Origin of the sequence: Streptococcus panodentis (genome assembly GCF_017884005.1) — a bacterium.
Classification (GTDB): domain Bacteria; phylum Bacillota; class Bacilli; order Lactobacillales; family Streptococcaceae; genus Streptococcus; species Streptococcus panodentis.
This window is the reverse complement of the sequence record NZ_QFAY01000011.1, coordinates 73,076-92,375: the sequence shown is the minus strand read 5'-3', so window position 1 is coordinate 92,375 and position 19,300 is coordinate 73,076. Positions and strand designations below refer to the sequence as shown.

19 protein-coding genes are annotated in these 19,300 nt (G+C 51.1%); 1 reads left to right on the top strand and 18 read right to left on the bottom strand.

Annotated elements, in window-relative coordinates:
* Nucleotides 1-152: 152 nt before the first annotated feature.
* From DHL47_RS06585 to DHL47_RS06500, 18 genes are all read right to left on the bottom strand, one after another.
* A complete protein-coding gene (locus tag DHL47_RS06585) occupies nt 153-695 on the bottom strand; it encodes a hypothetical protein (RefSeq protein WP_209551300.1) in 543 nt (180 codons plus the stop codon).
* 8 nt (nt 696-703) lie between these two features.
* On the bottom strand, nt 704-1,222 hold the full coding sequence (locus DHL47_RS06580) for a hypothetical protein (RefSeq protein WP_206512723.1): 519 nt from the start codon (nt 1,220-1,222) through the stop codon (nt 704-706).
* A 36-nt stretch (nt 1,223-1,258) separates the two neighbouring features.
* Entirely contained in the window at nt 1,259-1,549 is a 291-nt protein-coding gene (locus tag DHL47_RS06575; protein WP_338060094.1) for a DUF4176 domain-containing protein, read from the bottom strand.
* Between the two features lie 96 nt (nt 1,550-1,645).
* Nucleotides 1,646-2,266: an HAD-IA family hydrolase gene (locus tag DHL47_RS06570; protein ID WP_128837574.1), complete on the bottom strand. Its 621-nt coding sequence runs from the start codon at nt 2,264-2,266 to the stop codon at nt 1,646-1,648.
* Complete coding sequence (locus DHL47_RS06565; protein WP_209551298.1) at nt 2,263-3,540, bottom strand: MATE family efflux transporter; 1,278 nt, start codon at nt 3,538-3,540, stop codon at nt 2,263-2,265. The genes DHL47_RS06570 and DHL47_RS06565 overlap by 4 nt, the downstream gene beginning before the upstream one ends.
* Before the next feature lie 613 nt (nt 3,541-4,153).
* On the bottom strand, nt 4,154-5,644 hold the full coding sequence (gene thrC / locus DHL47_RS06560; RefSeq protein WP_209551297.1) for a threonine synthase: 1,491 nt from the start codon (nt 5,642-5,644) through the stop codon (nt 4,154-4,156).
* A gap of 144 nt (nt 5,645-5,788) precedes the next feature.
* Nucleotides 5,789-6,901, bottom strand: a complete 1,113-nt coding sequence (locus tag DHL47_RS06555; RefSeq protein ID WP_209551302.1) for a LysM peptidoglycan-binding domain-containing protein — start codon at nt 6,899-6,901, stop codon at nt 5,789-5,791.
* Between the two features lie 565 nt (nt 6,902-7,466).
* The gene (locus DHL47_RS06550; protein ID WP_128837571.1) at nt 7,467-8,090 is read right to left on the bottom strand and encodes a V-type ATP synthase subunit D; all 624 of its coding nucleotides are present in this window, start codon (nt 8,088-8,090) and stop codon (nt 7,467-7,469) included.
* A gap of 3 nt (nt 8,091-8,093) precedes the next feature.
* A complete protein-coding gene (locus DHL47_RS06545; protein WP_209551296.1) occupies nt 8,094-9,482 on the bottom strand; it encodes a V-type ATP synthase subunit B in 1,389 nt (462 codons plus the stop codon).
* On the bottom strand, nt 9,469-11,259 hold the full coding sequence (locus DHL47_RS06540) for a V-type ATP synthase subunit A (protein WP_209551295.1): 1,791 nt from the start codon (nt 11,257-11,259) through the stop codon (nt 9,469-9,471). Before DHL47_RS06540 ends, DHL47_RS06545 begins: the two co-directional genes overlap by 14 nt.
* A 122-nt stretch (nt 11,260-11,381) precedes the next feature.
* Nucleotides 11,382-12,074, bottom strand: a complete 693-nt coding sequence (locus DHL47_RS06535; RefSeq protein ID WP_209551294.1) for a GNAT family N-acetyltransferase — start codon at nt 12,072-12,074, stop codon at nt 11,382-11,384.
* Between the two features lie 12 nt (nt 12,075-12,086).
* Nucleotides 12,087-12,914 carry an isocitrate lyase/PEP mutase family protein gene (locus DHL47_RS06530; protein WP_209551293.1) on the bottom strand — a complete coding sequence of 276 codons (828 nt, stop codon included), beginning with the start codon at nt 12,912-12,914 and terminating at the stop codon, nt 12,087-12,089.
* 10 nt (nt 12,915-12,924) lie between these two features.
* Entirely contained in the window at nt 12,925-13,245 is a 321-nt protein-coding gene (locus DHL47_RS06525; protein ID WP_209551292.1) for a V-type ATP synthase subunit F, read from the bottom strand.
* On the bottom strand, nt 13,232-14,245 hold the full coding sequence (locus DHL47_RS06520; RefSeq protein ID WP_209551291.1) for a V-type ATPase subunit: 1,014 nt from the start codon (nt 14,243-14,245) through the stop codon (nt 13,232-13,234). The genes DHL47_RS06525 and DHL47_RS06520 overlap by 14 nt, the downstream gene beginning before the upstream one ends.
* Nucleotides 14,246-14,255: 10 nt before the next feature.
* Nucleotides 14,256-14,846: a hypothetical protein gene (locus DHL47_RS06515; protein WP_209551290.1), complete on the bottom strand. Its 591-nt coding sequence runs from the start codon at nt 14,844-14,846 to the stop codon at nt 14,256-14,258.
* 10 nt (nt 14,847-14,856) lie between these two features.
* Nucleotides 14,857-15,336: a V-type ATP synthase subunit K gene (locus tag DHL47_RS06510; RefSeq protein ID WP_128837564.1), complete on the bottom strand. Its 480-nt coding sequence runs from the start codon at nt 15,334-15,336 to the stop codon at nt 14,857-14,859.
* Nucleotides 15,337-15,387: 51 nt separating this feature from the next.
* Nucleotides 15,388-17,346, bottom strand: a complete 1,959-nt coding sequence (locus tag DHL47_RS06505) for a V-type ATP synthase subunit I (RefSeq protein WP_128837563.1) — start codon at nt 17,344-17,346, stop codon at nt 15,388-15,390.
* Entirely contained in the window at nt 17,336-17,659 is a 324-nt protein-coding gene (locus DHL47_RS06500; RefSeq protein WP_128837562.1) for a hypothetical protein, read from the bottom strand. The genes DHL47_RS06505 and DHL47_RS06500 overlap by 11 nt, the downstream gene beginning before the upstream one ends.
* A 728-nt stretch (nt 17,660-18,387) precedes the next feature.
* Here DHL47_RS06500 and DHL47_RS06495 point away from each other — a divergent pair.
* Nucleotides 18,388-19,233, top strand: a complete 846-nt coding sequence (locus tag DHL47_RS06495) for a MurR/RpiR family transcriptional regulator (RefSeq protein WP_209551289.1) — start codon at nt 18,388-18,390, stop codon at nt 19,231-19,233.
* The last annotated feature ends 67 nt before the right edge of the window (nt 19,234-19,300 follow it).

Sequence of the window (19,300 nt, the reverse complement as noted above, 5' to 3'; positions counted from 1 at the left end):
CTCCTCGTGCTTGGCTGACTGCCCCTTGATAAGCATCCGCTGCTGCACAGGCACTGGGTGACTCTGCACTGAAGGCTGGGAGATTGTCTAATTTTTGGCGGCAGCTTAACAAAGCCACTGCCATTAAGAAACTGATAGCTCTCTGGTGAAGGTTATGTAGCAACTCCCATTTTATTTTTTTCTGATTCAGAAATAATTTCCAATTGTTTCAAATAGTTAATTTCCCAATCGCTATCCTGTGGCAGGGGCTTAGCTTGACCAGCTAAATACTGATTATAAAACTGATGAAATTGGCGGTTTTTCCTCTTACTGCTAATTAACTTTAAAGTAAGGGGGCTGACTTCACCCTTTTCATTTTCTACATCACCAACTATGAAGAGGGGATATTCATAGCTGCCACGGGCGGCATGATTGCTTTTTCCATAGTAAAAGGTAACTGAAGATAGGACAAAACGATGGAGTTTAAAGTTTCTGAAAACAAGTAAATACTGGCCATCAAGCTCGATTTTTCCCATAAAAGCAAAGACCAGCCAGCCTATTGTAGCCATTAAACCTATTGAACCCAGGAAATAAAAAAGATTCATCAACAAATTTTCTTCTAAAAAGATATTTAAAAAACTTATAATAATCATTAAGCCGAACAGAGTAATCAGGTAGATTCCCTTTCTTGAATATATCGCAATCGTTTCTTTCATTGTCGATGTTACCTTCCTTCTAGTACTTTCAAATACTTCGTTTTTTTAAATTGGCCAGTCAGCAGTAAGAGTAAGAAAAAATACCACATAGAAAATGCCAGAAATAAAGTCATAAAATGACTAAATAGGAAATAAAGCCAGCAAAAACCTGCTGTCAAAAGCGCAAAGAGAAGAATAATAGCATATGTTTTTATTCCATTGGACCTCTGGACGGCAAAATAATCTTGAGGAATCTCGTAGGGCTCTATTTCTACGACTGTTTTCTCTCTCCGGCTTTTAAACTGATAAAGAGCCAGCAAAAGCATCAAAAGAAAGGAAAGAAGCAAGGGAAACAAACCCTGTATAACTAACATCTCTGAAAACACATAGACAGCGTAGGATAAACCTGCACTCGGAAGGTAGATTATCGGAAAAGGCACACTATCACCGACAAAAAGTTTATTTTTCTCAATATTATAGAATACTGTCCTTTTTACATTTCCCTGGTCTGCTCCAAATTCGATTAAATTCGATAGTTTTTCTTTCATTTCATATCCTCGCCATCCATCTGAATTTCATAAAAACTATTCTTCATTTGGTTTTTCTACTTTAAATTGTGGATAAGTAATATTTTCTCGCTCTTTCGCAAAAGTTTTCTGCGCCTCTTCCTCTGCGATATCTATATAACCTTCAAAATAGACCTCAGCTATATCCTCAGAATTGAAGAAATAAAACTGTGATCCGTCTATCCCTGTGGGATATATACATGAACTGTATTCAAAATAACCAATTTGACCCTCGTTTTCATAAATCGGAAACCGACTTACTATCATTAATTTTGTATCTCCATTTCCTAATTGGACTACACTTCCAATACTATTAGCGGCAGTCCCTGCTAGATTATCTGCGGAGCTTATAGTTGATGAAACTACGTTATTTAACAGAGAAACAAGTGGAAAAATCCAGAATTTTCAAGGTGCTAAAAGGAAAATATCCTGAATATCCTGCAGCCGGTCAATTTTCTGGTTGAGCTCTGGTCTGCAGTCACAGAAGTTGATACTCTGGATGCCGCTGTTAGCAGCCACCTCCACATCCAGCGTTCGGTCGCCGATATAGTAGGTGGAAGCCCTATCAAGCTTGTACTTGTCCAGCAGATAGACTACGCCCTCTGGATGGGGTTTGCGGGCAAAGCCATTGGCTGTCGTGATGATTTCGGTGAAATAATCCAAAATCCCCAAATCTTCCAAAACCTGATAGGCATTGGGCCCCTTGTGGGTATAGACAAACTGAGCAATCCCCTGCTCCCTGGCCCAGGCCAGAATATGCTCTGCCCCCTCCATGAGATGAATCTGAGCATTCTTCTCCCGCAGGCTCTTCCCCCGAAAGGCATTCATCTCCGCGGCATCAAGTCCCTTTTCTGCAGCTGCTTCTTCCAGTAGTTGCTGAACGGAGTGCTGCAGGATATAGGCGCGGATGCTTTCCCGGTCAAAATCCAGACCATAGTGCTGATAGGTTTCTTCAATGCCGGCCAAAATGGCCTCATAGGAGTCCAGCAGGGTGCCGTCCAAATCCCAAATAAATGCTTTTGTCATGTCCGTTTCCTCATTTTTCTGTGATACAAAGCCGCTAAGAGCAGCCAGCGAAAGCCATTATCCAGCAGGGTCGCTGCCCAGACACCCGGCAGACCGAGACCGCAGCTGATTCCTAAGTAATATCCAGCGAAAATCCGAATCCCCCACATCCCTACTGTCGTCGCGTAAAAGGGCAGTTTGGCATTGCCCAGCCCCTGCCAGACCGCTGTATAAATCACCGTCCCAGCTGCCATGGGGACGCCCAGCAGGGAAAAGAAAATCACAGACAGACTGGCTGCAACCGCTCCGCTATTGTCCGTATAAAGCTGGGTCAGAGGAGTGCCCAATGCAAAGATCAGCAGGGCCAGCGGCAGCATGAGGGCCAAGGTCAGCCCAAAAGTCCGCCGGGTCAGCAGCCTGACTGCCGCAAAATCACTTTCTCCCACCGCATGGGCCACCAGCATGACCGTTGCTGTCGCTACACCAAAGGCAGGCATGTGATTAAACTGAATCAGAACCTCACCGACTGCATTCCCGGCAACCACATCGGTCCCAAACCGGACCACAATCGCAACAATCACGACATCCCCGGCCCGCATCATGAGCCGCTCGCCAGCAGCCGGCAGCGACAGGCGCAGCAATTCTCCGTCCAGCTTCCAGCTCCAGCGGGCAAAGGGCAGACGCAGCTCCCGCCAGAGTATGAGCACTCCGACAAGGCGAGCCAAAACAGTGCCCAGCGCTACACCGATAATGCCCAAATGGAAAACGAAAATCCCCAGACTAGAAAAAAGAGCATTGAGCACATTGCTGAGAAGGCTGATATACATGGGAAGCCGTGGGTTATGAGTCACCCGGACCAGCGCTCCAAAAGTCGTCGTCAGACCCAAGAGAACGATGGTGCCGCCGACCAAAGCCAGATAAAGGCCGCCAGCCTCAGCCACAGCGGCTTCTGTGCCTAGAAGCTCCAGCAGCTGCCGCCCCCACAGAAGAGACAGCAGGCCCAGAACAAGGCTCAGCAGCAAGGTCATTTTGATGGCTTCTGTCGCATGATAGGCCAGATGTTTCTCATCTCCCTGCCCCAGACTTTTGGACATCAGACTGGAAACAGCCGCTCCCAGCGCAATAAAAACAGCCTGATAAATCGTAATGATATTGCCCGCTACCGACACGCCCGAAATGGCAATCAGTCCCAGACTGGCTACCAGATAGCCGTCTACCATCCCCATGAGCATCTGCAGAAAATTCTCAGCTATAGCCGGCAGAGCAATATTTAGAATTTTTTTGTAACTTGTCATATCCGAAAACTCCTCTTTTGATTGTACACTTTTCTGACAGTTTTCTGAAATGCCCTGTTTCAGTTTTCCCTCTCAAAGAATCATAAAGAGGCTGGGACGAAAGTCCTTCAGCCTCGCTTTTTTTTGGTAAAAAACTCTTGACGCGGCAGCTGATTGCTCAAAAGCTCCAGTGGAGGTTTTGAGATTATAGATAGAGCTTCCGAGAGGAAGCAACAAAAGCACTGCTTTGACACAAACTGCGTTTGTTTTATCTCCAACCTCTCACAATCCCCCGGACTGTTTTGACACAAACTGCGTTTGTTTTATCTCCAACCTCTCACAGTCCCCCCCGGACTGTGAGAGCCTCGCGGGCTGGGAGTGAAAAGGTTTTGGGAACCTTTTCAACCTGAGCTTAGAAACAAAAGAGTGAAGGGAACTAAATTTTTAAAAATTTAGTTCTTATACGGTATCTTCCAAAAGATCCATCCCTCTGTGGGTGAGGGCGCAGCCATCATGGGAGTCTGTCCCACCGCCTTTGACTGCTCTTTGTAAGCACCTGTATTCATAGTCCATAAAAATGGATCTACATCAGACTGCGCGGTGCGGTTCTGCTTTGATATTTGAAAAGCTGGCATCAGCTGTCCAGTCCCAGATAAGCCTCCACTGCAGCCTGCATCTGGTCAGCCGCGACGGTGGTCTTGTGGCGGACTGGTGCTGTTTCCAAGCCGTCAACAGCCGGCGGCACTGGCACGCCGGAAATTTCCTGCAGTTTGCTCAGGGCTGCAAAGTCACTGAGTCCGCTTTCTCCCGTTACGGCTTCTACTGCAACCACCGGGAATTTGTAAAGGCTGGCCGTTGAAGCAATGACCGTTTTTCTATCATCACCGCTGGACTGACGGTATTTTTGATAAACAGCGGAAGCCACTGCTGTATGCGGATCCTCGATGTAGGAGTCCGACTCATAGACCCGCTGGATTTCAGCGGCTGTCTCTGCCTCAGTCGCATAGTCAGCCGCAAAAAGGTCCAAGATAGCCTGATCAAAATCGATCAGTTCGTACTGGCCGTGATGGGTCAGGGCTGCCATCAGCTCTGCTGTCTTTTCCGCACTGTTGCCAGACAGATGAAAAATCAGACGCTCCAAATTAGAAGAAACCAAAATATCCATAGACGGGCTGGAAGTGACCTTGAAGCTGCGTTTCTTATCATAGACCTGAGTCCTGAAGAAGTCGGTCAGGACATTGTTCTCATTAGAAGCGCAGATCAGCTTGCCGACCGGCAGGCCGATTTGCTTGGCATAGTAGGCTGCCAGGATATTGCCGAAGTTTCCAGTAGGAACGGTGAAGTTGACCTGATCTCCGGCCTGGATTTCCCCGTCCTTGACCAGCTGGGCATAGGCATAGACATAGTAGACAATCTGCGGCACCAAGCGCCCGATATTCATGGAGTTGGCCGAAGAAAACTGCAGTTTGTGCTCTGAGAGCCGTGCCCGCAGGGCAGCATCGTTGAACATATGCTTGACATTGGTCTGGGCATCGTCAAAGTTGCCGTCAATAGCCACCACATGGGTATTGGCCCCGGTCTGAGTGGTCATCTGCAGCTCCTGAACCTTGCTGACACCATCCTTGGGATAAAAGACGATAATCTCGGTCCCCGGAACATCCGCAAAACCGGCCATGGCTGCCTTGCCGGTATCGCCTGAAGTCGCTGTCAGAATGACGATTTTATTTTCCAGACCGTGCTTTTTGGCAGCTGTTGTCATCAGGTGGGGCAGGATGGACAGAGCCATATCCTTAAAGGCAATGGTTGCCCCGTGGAAAAGCTCCAGATTGTACTGGCCGTCCAGCTTGACCAAAGGAGCAATAGCCGGCGTATCAAACTTGCTGTCATAAGCACCGGCGATACAGCGGTCCAGCTCCTCAGAAGTGAAATCATCTAAAAAGGCTGCCAGCACCAGCTTGGCGACTTCCTGATAGGAAGCATCCTTGAGCTGGCCAAAGTCCAGTGTCACCTGAGGATAGCTGGTCGGGGTAAAGAGTCCCCCATCTGTTGCCAAACCTTGCAGGATGGCCTGACTGGCTGTCACCGTATTTTGAGCATCGCGGGTTGATTGGTAAGCTAAAGTCATGAAAATCGTTCCTTTACATATAGTCCGTTCTATTATAACAGAATTTATCAGAAAATTCTCGCTTTTTTACAAGAAATTCGCTATCAAAAAAGCCCCGCATCAGCGAGGCTCCTATTCCCAGGGGAATAATGCTGTCAGTTTCCCTTACTCATTCATAGAAACGTGAACGTGGTCATAGTGGTTTTCGGTGGCGCTGCCGCGGTCTGGCATGCTGTTCCAAGTATTGGCCGGTCCGTAAATACTTTCATAAGGAGAATAGAACTGCTGCTGCCAGATGACATAAGAGATGCCGTTGCCGGACATGTCCGCTGTCGCATAGTCTGCGATTTGGTTGCCCAGCTCGGTATTGTCGCCGACGATAAAGTCAACAGCCAAGCCCTTGCCATGGTCGCCGCTGTCTCCCTCACGATAGAGGCTGAACTCGGTCACGCCGAACTGGCTGGCTACTTCTTCTTTGAAGGCAGCGGTCTGCGGCTGCAGGCCGGCATTGGCCGGATTTCCTGTGGCTACGCTGGCGGCATCTGTCACAGCAGGAGCATTATAGGCGGTTGGTTCTGCTTGAGCGGCAGCCTGACTGACCTCTTCCTGACCTAACTCTGGTGCTGCGGGAGTTTCCGCAGCTTGCGGTGCGGGCGCTTCCGGGGCTGGCTCGGCCGGAACCGCTTGGCTGACTTCATCAGCGTTAACCGGAGCTGGCGGCACGAGAGCGTCCTCATCACTTGGTGCTGCGGGAGCTGGCTCGGCTGGTGCCGGAGCAGCTGGCGCAGCGTTTTCCTCAGCTGCTGCTGAAACATAGGCATCTTCAGGAGCTGCAGCAGGCTGAGCCGGTGCCGGAGCAGCTGGCGCAGCTTGATCATCGCCAAAGATCTCATCAGCTGTCAAATCCTGTGTGACAGGTCCTGCAGCATTTTCTGCTTGTGCTTGATAGCTTTGGATTTCAACCGAGGTGATTTCGTTGTGTTCGTTGGTGGTAATGCTCAGAACAGTGCCCGGGAAAATCAAATCCGCATTGGCAATCTGGTTAATCCTAGCCAAATCAGCTACATCAATATTCATAGCTTGAGCGATATTGCCCAAGGTGTCACCGTACTGGACAGTGTAGGTCTGCTGATTTTCATTGCTGGTGATATCTGCTTTGATTTGGTCAACCGTTCTGGCTGTCCAGTTCTCCGACTGTTCTTCAGCCTGAGCATTCATCAAAGGAAATACCGATAAAGCAAGGGTTGAGGCTAAGAAAACTTTTTTGTTCATTTTCATTTGCATAAAATACCTTCCTAATCATTCATGATGAAAACTATCATACCACATTTTTGCCAAGAAAAAAGCCCTTGGAGCTTTATTTAACGGAACTGTCTGCCCACTGTAACATGGAGACTTACTTGTAATATATTATCAATAACTAGTAATATTCAGACGGCATTTATTAACCCGCTGGCCGTCCGCAGTAAAAAAGCTGCTCAATATCCTCCTTGGCATCACCGTTTTTTGAGCTGTCTATGAGCGGATTGATTTCATGGAAAAAAGAGAACTGGACTCAGATACATCAAACCCCTCATCCAGTTCCTATTTTTTGTCAGATTAGCTGACATACTCTTCGCTATACTGAACTGAACCCGCCCTAAGCTCTGGGCAAAAAAGAGAAAATCTCCTAGAAGCGGTCGCTTCTTCGTCCATTTTCCTATTGAAGCTCCCTATTATCTCTGCTGCAACTGAGCCAAACTGAGCTGCGGCTAAAAACTCGGAAAAAAGAGAACTGGACTTGGATTCATCGAATCCTTCGTCCAGTTCCTATTTTTCTGTCGTTTTTTAACGCCTCCGCATCTTATTTCACCTTCATCATTCGGACGAGGCTGGCTCGTTCGGCTTCTTCCAGTTTCATTTCGATATAGTAAATGGTTTCTTTGAGGTCGGGAATGGTGGCGTATTCGAGTCCGTTGACTCGGCGGCGGGTTTTTTCGATTTCATCGGCCATGAGCTGGCAGCTTTTCTCGATTTCGGCCAGGTGCAGCAGGTCGGGCAATAGACTGCTCATATCCTCAATCGTCTGGTCCATCTGGCTGTTAGAAGCGACATAGCTGTAAGAAAAATCTCCGTCATCGTCACCGTAGGGCTTATCAATCCGAGCATGCATCTTGGGCACGCGCACACTCATGATATTCTCTGGCTCAATCTGCAGACTGACCTCCCGCATAGGCACAGCAAAAATCTCCTCAACCATGAGGTCACTCTCTAAGGCCTTGGCCATGACAAAGTCCTGCATATGACCGACCAGAGCGGTCTCGACCTTTTTTCGGAGCCGGTCATTTTCCCGAACAGCCTCAATAAAGCGGCGCATCAGCTCATCCCGCTTGTCTTTGAGCAGTTTATGCCCACGGACAGCTGTCTGGAGCCGGTCTTTGAGTTGGTTCAGTTCCATCCGGGTCGGCTTGACATTGAGTCGTGTCATGGATTATTCCTCCTTGGTCTGGGGCAGGTAGTGGTCAATCATCTCATCCTTAATCCGCTTGAGCTCGGTTCTCGGCAGGATAGATAGGAGCTGCCAGCCCAAATCCAGACTTTCCTCGATGGATCGGTTGGTATTAAAACCTTGATTGATGTAGTCCTGCTCAAAGCGATCGGTAAACTGGACATAGAGTCTGTCGGTGTCGGACAGGGCAGATTCTCCCAAGACAACCGCCAGCTCCTTGGCCTGCTTGCCCTGAGCATAAGCTGCAAAGAGCTGGTTCATGGTAGCCGCATGGTCGCCTCTGGTCTTGCCCTCGCCGGAACCCTTGTCCTTGAGCCGGGAGAGGGAAGGCAGGACGTTGATGGGCGGCCGATAGCCGCTGTTATAAAGGTCGCGGGATAAGATGATCTGCCCCTCGGTAATATATCCTGTCAAATCAGGAATCGGATGGGTGATGTCATCCTCCGGCATGGACAGGATGGGAATCTGAGTGACCGAGCCTTTCTTGCCCACCAGACGGCCGGCCCGCTCATAAAGAGTGGACAGGTTGGTATAGAGATAGCCCGGATAGCCGCGGCGGCCCGGAACTTCACGGCGGGCAGCTGATACTTCCCGCAGGGCCTCACAGTAATTGGTCATATCGGTCATGATGACCAGGACGTGCATATCTTTCTCGTAGGCCAGGTATTCGGCAGCTGTCAGAGCAATCCGCGGGGTGGCAATCCGCTCGATGGCTGGATTATTGGCCAGGTTGATGAAGAGCACCGAGCGGTCAATGGCACCTGTTTCCCGCAGGTCGTTCATGAAGAACTCAGCCTCTTCAAAGGTAATGCCCATGGCCGCAAAGACCACCGCAAAATTTTCCTCGCTATTGAGCACCGTCGCCTGACGGGCAATCTGAGCAGCCAGCTCCTTATGAGGCAGACCAGAGCCAGAGAATACTGGCAATTTTTGCCCCCGAACCAAGGTATTGAGGTGGTCGATGGCCGAGATACCCGTCTGGATAAATTCATCCGGATAATCACGGGCGACTGGATTGATGGCCTGACCGTCAATATCCAGATATTTCTCAGGCAGAATGTCCGGTCCGCCGTCAATGGGCTTGCCCATGCCGTTGAAAATCCGGCCGACCATGTCTTCGGACACCGGCAGCTCCAGCGGATGGCCTGTAAAGCGGACCTTGGCTTTTTCCAGATTGATCCCGCTGGAACCCTCAAAAAGCTGGACCATAGCCTTGTCTTCCTGAACTTCCAAGACCTGCCCCTGGCGCTTGCTGCCATCATGCAGCTGGATTTCTACCAATTCATTAAAATGGACACCCGCCACTTGATCGACAATCATCAGAGGGCCGGCCACCTCGCTGACAGTTCGGTATTCTTTAATCACCTTCATTATCAAGTCCTCCTTGTGCCACGATGTGATGCAGACAGTCCTTAACAGTCTGATGCAAGGTCTCAATCTCCTCTAAGCGGTCCTCATGGATAAATTTGCTGCGGGCCAGACGGTCGCGCAGCTCCACCGTTCCTTCCATGATTTCCTGCAAATAAGCCCCCAAATCCAGAGCTTTGTTCGCTTCCTCATCAAAGGTCAGGATATTGGTCAAAAGGACGACCTGCTTCCTAAAGGAAGTAAAGGTATCAACCTCGTCAAAGGCATTCTGCTGCAGGTAATCTTCCCGCAGCATCTTGGCCGTATTCATGGTCAGGCGGTCCCTTTCAGACAGGGAGTCCAGGCCCACCAGGCGCACGATTTCCTGCAGTTCGCTCTCCTTTTGCAGGATAGTCATGGCCTTGGTGACCTTTTCTGCCCAAGCAAGCCCCTCCCGCCGGTCGATAGAAGCCCCCACCTCATCCAGATAGAGGGAGTAAGAGCTCAGCCAGTTGATGGCTGGAAAATGGCGGCGCTGAGCCAGCTGGGCATCCAATCCCCAAAAGACTTTGACAATGCGCAGGGTGTTCTGAGTGACCGGCTCGGAAATATCCCCGCCCGGCGGCGATACGGCTCCGATAGCCGTAATAGAGCCTTCCCGCTCGCTGCTGCCCAGCGTCTTGACCCGGCCGGCCCGCTCATAGTACTCCGCAATCCGGCTGCCCAGATAGGCTGGATAGCCTTCATCGCCCGGCATTTCCTCCAAACGGCCGGACATTTCCCGCAGCGCCTCAGCCCAGCGAGAGGTCGAATCCGCCATAATGGCCACGGAATAACCCATGTCACGGAAGTATTCTGCAATAGTAATCCCTGTGTAAATCGAGGCCTCCCGGGCCGCCACCGGCATATTGGAAGTATTGGCAATCAGGACCGTCCGCTGCATGATGGACTGACCCGTAGCCGGATCAAGCAGCTCGGGGAATTCATGGAGCACATCGGTCATTTCATTGCCCCGCTCGCCGCAGCCGACATAAATGACAATATCCACATCGGCAAACTTAGCCACCTGATGCTGGACGACCGTTTTACCTGCTCCGAAAGGGCCGGGAACGGCTGCTGCTCCGCCCTTGGTCACTGGGAAGAAGGTGTCAATGACCCGCTGACCCGTCACCAAAGGCTCAAGGGGAATCAGTTTCTGAGCAAAGGGGCGCCCCTTGCGGACCGGCCATGTCTGCATGAGACTGCCGCTGAATACACTGCCGTCGGCCTGCTCAACCTCATACACCGTATCTTCCACGCTGTAGCTGCCAGCCGCGATCTTAGTCAGACGGCCCTCAATGCCGACCGGCACCATGATACGGTGCTCGACCAGATGTGTCTCCTGAACGGTACCGACAATATCTCCAGCCTCAACCCTATGGCCGACAGACAGACTTGGGACAAACGCCCACTTGGCTTCTCGGTCTAAGTTTGGCAGCTGCACGCCGCGAATGAGAAAGTCGCTCTCGGTCTCACTTTGGAAACGTTCCAGAGGCCGCTGGATGCCGTCAAACATCTGAGAAAGCAGCCCCGGCCCCAGCTCGACTGAGAGCGGGCGGCCGGTCGTCTCCACCGGCTCACCCGGCCCAAGACCGGACGTTTCCTCGTAAACCTGAATGGATGCCTGGTCGCGCCGCATCTCTATAATCTCGCCAATCAAGCCCAAGTCACCGACCCGGCAGATGTCCTGAATATTGGCCTCCTGCATCCCTGATGCCACCACCAGAGGACCGGAAACTTTGATAATCTTTCCTTGCTTCACAATCTTCCTCCATTCTTGGGAGATTTTTGCTGCTACTCAATGAAAATCATCAGCAAACTAGGCAGCTCGCCGCTGACGTAGTGTAAAGCTGATTTTTGAAGAGTATTATTTTGATGCTTATGTTAAAAATCAGACAGGGCTTGTTTTTGCCGTCCCTTTTCATCGAAATTCTCTGGCTTCAGCCATGTTTCCAAGCGCTTCTTGGCCGCCGGCCAGTCGCTGTCAATCATAGACAGCCAGTCTGTGTCACGAGTGCGTCCCTTGTAAACCACTGCTTGGCGGAAGGTTCCCTCATAGGTAAAGCCTAATCTTTCTGCCGCTCGGCGTGAGGCCTGATTCAGAGCATCACACTTCCACTCATAGCGGCGGTAATGCAGTTCCTCAAAGACATAGCGAGCTAGCAAATACTGGGCCTCTGTTGCCAGTCGGGTCTGCCTGAGCCGAGGCGAATAGGTAACCGCTCCGACTTCGATGACACGATTTGCACGGTCAATCCGCATGAGGGAAAAGGTCCCCAGAGCCTTGCCCGTCGCCTTGTCTACAATAGCATAGCAAAAGCGTCCCTGAGCTGTCATGAGCTCATCCAGCAAATCTTCCCACTCTGCTTGGTTTGCCACAGGTCCCTTGAACAAATACGTCCACATGTCTGCAGGTGAGTCCGGTCCGTAAACCTCGTACAAATCTGCGCTGTGTTTTTTCGATAGGCGCTCAATGACAGCGTAGCGTCCTTCAATTCTTTCAATGTTGGGAAATTTTCCTGCTGTGAAATCAGGAAGAGTTTCTCCGACTGCTTGTCCATATTCATTTACTCTCATAAGAACCTCATCTTATCTGAAATAACGATTTGCATCATCATAAGTAAAGCTTGCCTGCTGAATCCGATGAAAATCATGAGTAGCAGTTTCTTGTGCCAATTCGATTACTTGCTGATAGATAGTCCGTACCGGACCAGAACCGAGACTAAGCCGCTTGACACCGAGCTCTTGCAAATCCGAAATGCTGCCAGATGCTGGATTTAAAATGATATTAACTGGAATGCTCAAAGACTCCGTCAATCTTTGAATGGCTGCCTGCGGGACAGGACCTGGAACAAAGAAGCAGTCTGCTCCTGCCTTTTCGTAAGCGAACCCTCTTTCTAAAGCCACTTTTAATCTGGTATCCTCATCAAACAACTGATTCCAATAGACACAGGTGCGAGCATTAATGACAAAATCAAGTCCCGTCTCTTTTTTCAGCTCCATCAGGGCCTGGATTTTTGCTTGTTGAAGCTCGATGGGAGATAAACTCTTATCCGAACAGCCGTCTTCCAGATTAAAGCCAACCGCCCCTGCTTCAAGCAAACGAAGGGCATTGGCCTTTACCCCTTCAGGCGTTTCGGCATAGCCTCTTTCAAAATCCACCGACAAAGGAAGAGAAATCCTCTTGGTGATCTTTGAAACCATAAAAACCAAGTCATCCAAGGAGATGTCTTCTCCATCAGGATAGCCCATATCATAGGCAATCCCAGCGCTTGACGTAGCGACTGCCAGATGGCCCTCTTTTTCAAAAACCACTGCGGAGCCAACATTCCAGATATTGGGAAGGACGAACAGCTCCTTGCTCCTATGCAGTTCTTGAAATTTTTGAGCCAGTTTTCTTTGCTTTCTTAAAAACATAGTTGCTCCTTTACAGTATATCCTGCCCAACGGCTTTTTCGACATTGTCCCGGATTCGCTGCCGGCCCAGACCGCTGCTGCCTCTGTGGGTCGGAATCAGGGTGATAGCAGGCAGCTCCTGCTTGTCGTAGTAGGCCAGGGTTTCCGGGATCTGAGCTGCTATGTCCTCGGTCAGATAGATGATGCCAAAGCGGTCTCGTGCCAGCTGGCGCAGCGTCTTAACCGCTTCTTGGCTCTGGCTGACCGGAAAAGTCTGAAAACCAATCAGTTTAAAAGGCAAAATGGCATCGCGGCTGCCGACAACCGCAATCTGATAGCTAGTCTTGTCCATAAATCGGCCGCATCCTTTCCTTGATTGCTGAGAGCGGCAGCTGATTGTCCAGTCCAGTCAAAATCAGCCGCAGATTTTTCACCTCCAGCTCCCGGCCCAGCAGATAGCGGGCCAGAGGCAGGGGGCCGTCTGTCTCAAACTGAGCAGCAGCCAGCAGCTTGACCTGCAGCAGGTCCGCCAGATATTCCAGCTCAACCGCTGTCAGGCTTTGGGTTCGCATTTTCTCCTCATAGAGCCGCAGATCCACATCATAGTCCAAGGGATTGACCTGACTGAACCAAGAGAGAAAATCTCCCCGCTCGGCCAGCGCAATCCACTCCGCAGCCGTCAGGCTCCCTTCATCGGACAGGAGCTGCTTCATAAAGCTGTGAGGCTTGTGCAGATCCACAGCCCGCTTGGCCGTCACGGCATTGTAGCAATCAATGCTCACATCCACCCAAGTCTTGAGAGCCGCATTGTCCAAAGACCGGCCCAAACGCTTGAGATGCTTGAAATAGGCTAAATCCATGCCGATTTCCAGCACGCGCAAATCCTGATAATCCTCATACTCCTGCCAAGTAGCCAGCACTTCCTCCAGCATCCAGTCCGGGCAGTGCTCCGCCGAAAAAGCTGCTGTCAAATGCTCCAAAATTTCCAGAGAATAGGGGCCAGCCGGCAGCAGCAGATGCTCCAGCGATAGATCTGTGGCCTTCTGCTTGAGCAGGACCTTGAGATTGTGATAAGTATAGCGGAGAGTAAAGAGAGAGGGCAGCTGGGCATCCGGGCTGATGTCAAAGGCCCAGGCATACTCGGCCATGAGCTGCCCCATCAGCACCTGCTCAATGGCATTGAGATTGCTGAGTGCATCTGTATCCAGCGCATAGACTGTCCCCTGCAGCAGCTGAGAGCGGCTGGCTGCATCTGCCGTCTGCAGCAGCTCTTCATACTGCTGGGGAGTCAGAAAGGAAGCCTCCCGCACGCTGATGGCTGTGTTGACCTGTGAGTAAGTTTTTCCGTCCATGGCCGCCCTCCTACTCTGCAGCATCCCTGAAAATCGCCTGCGCCAGCCGGCAGCTTTCTTCCTGTCTGACAGCATCCAGCAAATCCCTGTAGAGATAGCTGTCATCTATCCGGCCTCTGGATAGGACAAATCCTGCCTGACCGGCCCGGCTGGTCTCAGCTACTTCCAGCTGCGGCCAGCTGTCTCTGAGCTCCTGCACTTGGGCTGAACTGAGCTTTTCATAGGTCAGAGAGCCGAATTCCAAGACCAGAGGCTCTCGTGAATATTTTTTCAGAACACTGCCGATAAAAGCCAGCTCCTGCCGGTCAGACCAAGCTGCCATCTTTTGGTAGGCTTCCTCAAAGAGCTCTCCCAGCACTCGCTGCTTAATCGCCAAGCTTGACTGGCGTTTTTGATTTTCCAGCTGCTGCAAGTCCCGCTGGCTGCGGCGCCTGATGTCCTTTAGACGGGCTGTGCGCTGCTGCAGTTTTTCCTGCTCCAGACGGGCTTCCTGTTTTTTGCTATCCTGCGCCAGCCTTGCCTTGCTTTCTGAAAGGAGCAGCCGTCCCTTTTCATGGGCCTGCTCCAGAACTGCGGCTTTGAGCTGTGATAGGTCAGACATACACGCCTCCTTATTTTACATTCAAGACCATGATAAAGGATACGACAAAGGCAAGGATGGCATATGTTTCCACCATAGCTGCCAGAATCACGCCCTTCATCACCTCTTCTGGACGCTTGGCCAAAATCTGGATACCGGCAGTCGCGACACGCCCTTGGTGTTTGGCCGAATAATAGCCCACAACCGCTACCGGCAAAGCGGCTAAAAAGTAAGCCACACCGGACTGCAAAGCCAGCTCAGGTTTGATATTAAAGAAAATAGTAATCCCAATAACGAAGCCATAGAGTCCTTGCGTCCCCGGCAAAAGCTGTAAAATCAAGGCCTGAGCAAATTTCTCAGGCTGCTCCTTGAGCAGAGCAGCTGCTGCCTGACCGGTCGTGCCCACACCCAGCGCCGATCCCATGCCGCTGAGAAAGACAGCCAAAGCCACGCCCAGCCCTGCGAAAAAAGCGCCGCCGTAAGTTCCAAAATATGATGCTAAATGTTCCATGATTAACTCCTATTTATCCTTGGGCAGACTGGCTGCTTCTGCCAAAGCTGCTCAAATTTCTTTTTTGTCTTTTACATATTTTTCAGCCGGCTTCAGCGGTCTGAAAGGCTTGCCGCCGCCGTCATAGAATTTCCCAAAAAACTCTACAAAAATCAAGCGCGCTCCGTGTACATAGCCCGACAGGAAAGACAGAAACATGTTGATCAGATGCAGGGCAATGAAGAGAAACAAGCCGATTGTAAAGCGGGCTAAAGGAGGAAAGAGACTGACAATCAGATTAAAGGCCGAGCCGATACTGGCACCGGACAAGCCCAGAGCCATGAGGCGGGTGAAGCTGACCAAATCTCCAACATAGCCGCTGACATTATAAAGGTTAAAAAGACCAGCAGCCAGACCGGAAAAGCTTTTAGCGCTGACCAGAGAGACGGCCAAAATGCCCAGAGCATTGAGGAGAGCCAGCCACTGACCCACCGGCCCCAAAAGAGGCAGAGACGGCAACACCCGGCCAAGCACCAAGAGCAGCAGGCCAAGGAGAATCAGCACCCAAGCAAAACCGCTGGTGTATGCCTCGGCATAATCGCGGACGCGCAAATTTTTCAAGCCGCTGAGATAAAGGCCGGCTACCACCGTGATAAAACCGAAAAGGACAGAAAGGACCAAAATCGTCATGGCATCCGAGCTGGTGCGGATCAATGCAAAAGGCAGCTCAAAACCCAGAAAAGAGCCATAAACGACGCCCCAGATGATAACCGCAAAGCTGAGCAGACGAAAGAAACGGAGGTTTTTAGCCAGTCCCGGCTTGACAGAGAAAAATCTCAGGGCAAGGCAGGTCCCCAGCAACAGCAGGAGACCGTAGCCGATATCTGCCACCATCATCCCAAAGAAAACAAAGTAGAATAGAGCTACGATGGGAGTTGGATCCTTCTCCCCGTACTTGGGCAGAGCATACATCTCAGTCACCAGTTCAAAGGGCTCAATTAGCGCAGGGTTCTTCAGCTTGGTCGGCACCTGCCCGGCTTCATCGGCTGCCGCCTCCCTGCTCTCCACCAGAATGGCCTGCCCAAACTGCCGGTTGAGACAGTCCTGAAGTTCTGCCAGCTGCTCGCTTTCCACCCAAGCCTCAAGTGCCACTAAATTCTGCGTACCGGCCAGAAAATCCTTGCTCTGCTGGCGCGAGGACAGATTCAGCACATAGTCCAGCTGCAGCTGCAGCTGAGCCAGCTCCTGCTTGGAAGCCGCCAATGCCGCTCTCGTCAAAGAGCACACAGTCTCCTGCTCCTCCATATCAGCCCTGAGCTGCCTGATGTGCTGACGGGGCAGCTCACTGCCTTCATAGTCAAAGGGTTTAAAATCAGCCTGAGCCAGAACGCTCTGTACTTCCTCTAAAGATCCAGCCCTGTAGAAAATAAGCAGCCCCTGCTCGGTAGCGCTGCTGAAAACGACCTCGACCTGCAGATCCGGATGCAGCTGCAGACTGGTCCGCAGAGCATCATTGTCTTTGCTGGGAATGGTGCCCACCAAGCCCTTGAGATGGCTGAAGGCCGCCAAATCCTGCGGGGTCGCTTCCAGCGGCTCCCACTTTTCAAGCCGGACCAGCTCGGCTTGATCCGCTTTTATCCGCTCTTCGGCCTGAGCCAGCTTGCGCAGTTCCTGGTCAATCCTGCTCAAAAGCAGGGCTTCATCTCGGGCCTGCCCTTGCTGCTCCAGCTGCTCAAAAGACAGCTCCAGCGGCTTTTCTTTCAGAGACTGCAGCAGCTTCTTTTTGGGCAGATAAGACTCTAAGCGCTCAATCATCTTTTCCAGCTTTTCCTGACGCTTGAGCAGCTCCTGCTGGGCTGCCGGCATCGTCAGACCGCTGACCGTCTGATTGCCCAAGGCCGTCTGCCAGTCCTCTTGCTCCCGCAAGTCATGAATCTGCACAGACTGCAGGCCTTGCAGGTAAAAGAGCAGGTCATCCAGCAGCTCCTTCGGCAGCAGGAGAGACAGCTGGAGCATGTGACTAATGGCCATACTCATCTACCACCTTATCTATGATGGACTGGACCAGAGCCGCCTTCTTGTCGTTCAGAGCAGCCTCCACTGCGGCTTCATTCTGCCGAACAGTGATGAGCACATCCTGCCTGAGGGCGGCTAACTGCTTCTGGCTGCTTTCTTCTAATTCCGCTGCCAGCCGCTGGGTCTCCTGATCATAAGCCTGCCCCATCTGACTGATCTGCTCATCAGCCTGCCGGCGCAGCTGCTCTATATCTGTCTCATAGCCAGCCAGCACCTTATCTGCAGCTGCTTCTATTTCCTGCATTTTTTCGAGAGTCTGATTCGCCATGTTCTCACCTCTTGACACCAAACTGCGGCTGCTCGGATAAAGGTCAGGGCAGGGCCTCTTTCAAGGCAAATCCAGCTGCCAAACACCTGCTCTTTGGAAACCCCCTTTCCTTTGAGCGGCAGCTCCTCACCCTGTCTTTTTTCGATCTGCACAGTTTGAAATCAGTTTATACTTGTGTAAATTATAACATATTTCTAAACAATCCGTCATGGTCTGTTCACAGTTTTAACTGTTCTTTTGACAGTTTGCCTGTACCCCAGCCTCCAAACCGGACGAAAGCTGGGACTTCCCTCTGAGCACAATCTCCCTGCCGGGCTTCCGAATGGCTAGGCCTAGGCTGAGTCTGTCCCGCCGCCACTCCCCGGACTGTCCTGACTCCAACTGCGCTTGCTCTAGCTAGCCCCTCCCTGCCTCGCTTTTGAGTTTCCGGACTCGGACTGTTGGAGACAGCTGGTTGGTTTAGCTTGCCTTTTCCGATTTTCTTTTCGCATAAGCTCTGAAAACGGTTTATTTCCTCTCGTCTATGTTATACTATAGATATATGTTTCAGATGAGGCTGACAACAGCTAGCCGGGAAATGATCGTCAAAGCCTATGAACAGCAGTCAGACTGAATGAAACAGACCAATCTGATCCCAGACTATGAGACAGACTCCCATGATGGCTGAGTCCTCACCCACAGAGGGATGCATCTTTTGGAAGATACTGTATAAGAAAAGAAAGTAAACTATGAACAAGCAAGAGCATATTCTAACCATTATCGAAAGCCATTTGGACAGCATGACCGACTTGGAGCAGCACATCGCCCGCTATTTTCTCAATCCTGCCAGTATTCAGGATGACTTGTCCTCCCTTCAGGTGACCCAAAACCTGCATATCTCCCAGGCCGCCCTGACCCGCTTTGCCAAAAAATGCGGCTTTAAAGGCTATCGGGAGTTTAACTTCCAATACCTGCATCAGCTGCAGAAAGGCCGACCGGCGGAAGACAGCCTGCAGAATGATCTGTCCCGCCGCGTCCTGCGCAGTTATACTCAGATCCGCCAGCAGACCGAAGAGCTGATTGATGAGGAGAAGCTAGAGCGGGTAGCCGGTCTGATCGAGGCCGCCGACCGTGTCTATTTCTTTGGCACCGGCAGCTCAGGGCTGGTGGCCCGCGACATGAAGCTGCGCTTTATGCGGCTGGGCGTTGTCTGCGAAGCCCTGACCGACCCGGACGGCTTTGCTTGGACGACCAGTATTTTGGACCAGAACTGTCTGGTCATCGGTTTTTCCCTGTCCGGCCAGACCCAGTCCATTATCGACAGCCTGATAGACGCTCAGGACATGGGAGCCCAGACCGTCCTCGTGACCGGCCAGCCTAAGAAAGTCAAAGAGCCTTTCTCCGAAATCCTCACCGTGGCGATGCAAAACAAATCCGAATACATCCAGCGCATCTCTGCCCAATTTCCCATGCTGCTCATGATCGACCTGCTCTACGCCTTTTTTCTGGAAATTGACCGCCAGAAAAAAGAAAAAATCTTCAACAGCTACTGGGAAAACCGCAAGCTCAACGGTTACTACCGGAGACACAAGTAAAAAACGAATGAACGGCAGCTCGAACCTTGCGATCTGCCATCAGCATTCGTTTTTTTGCTTATTCATA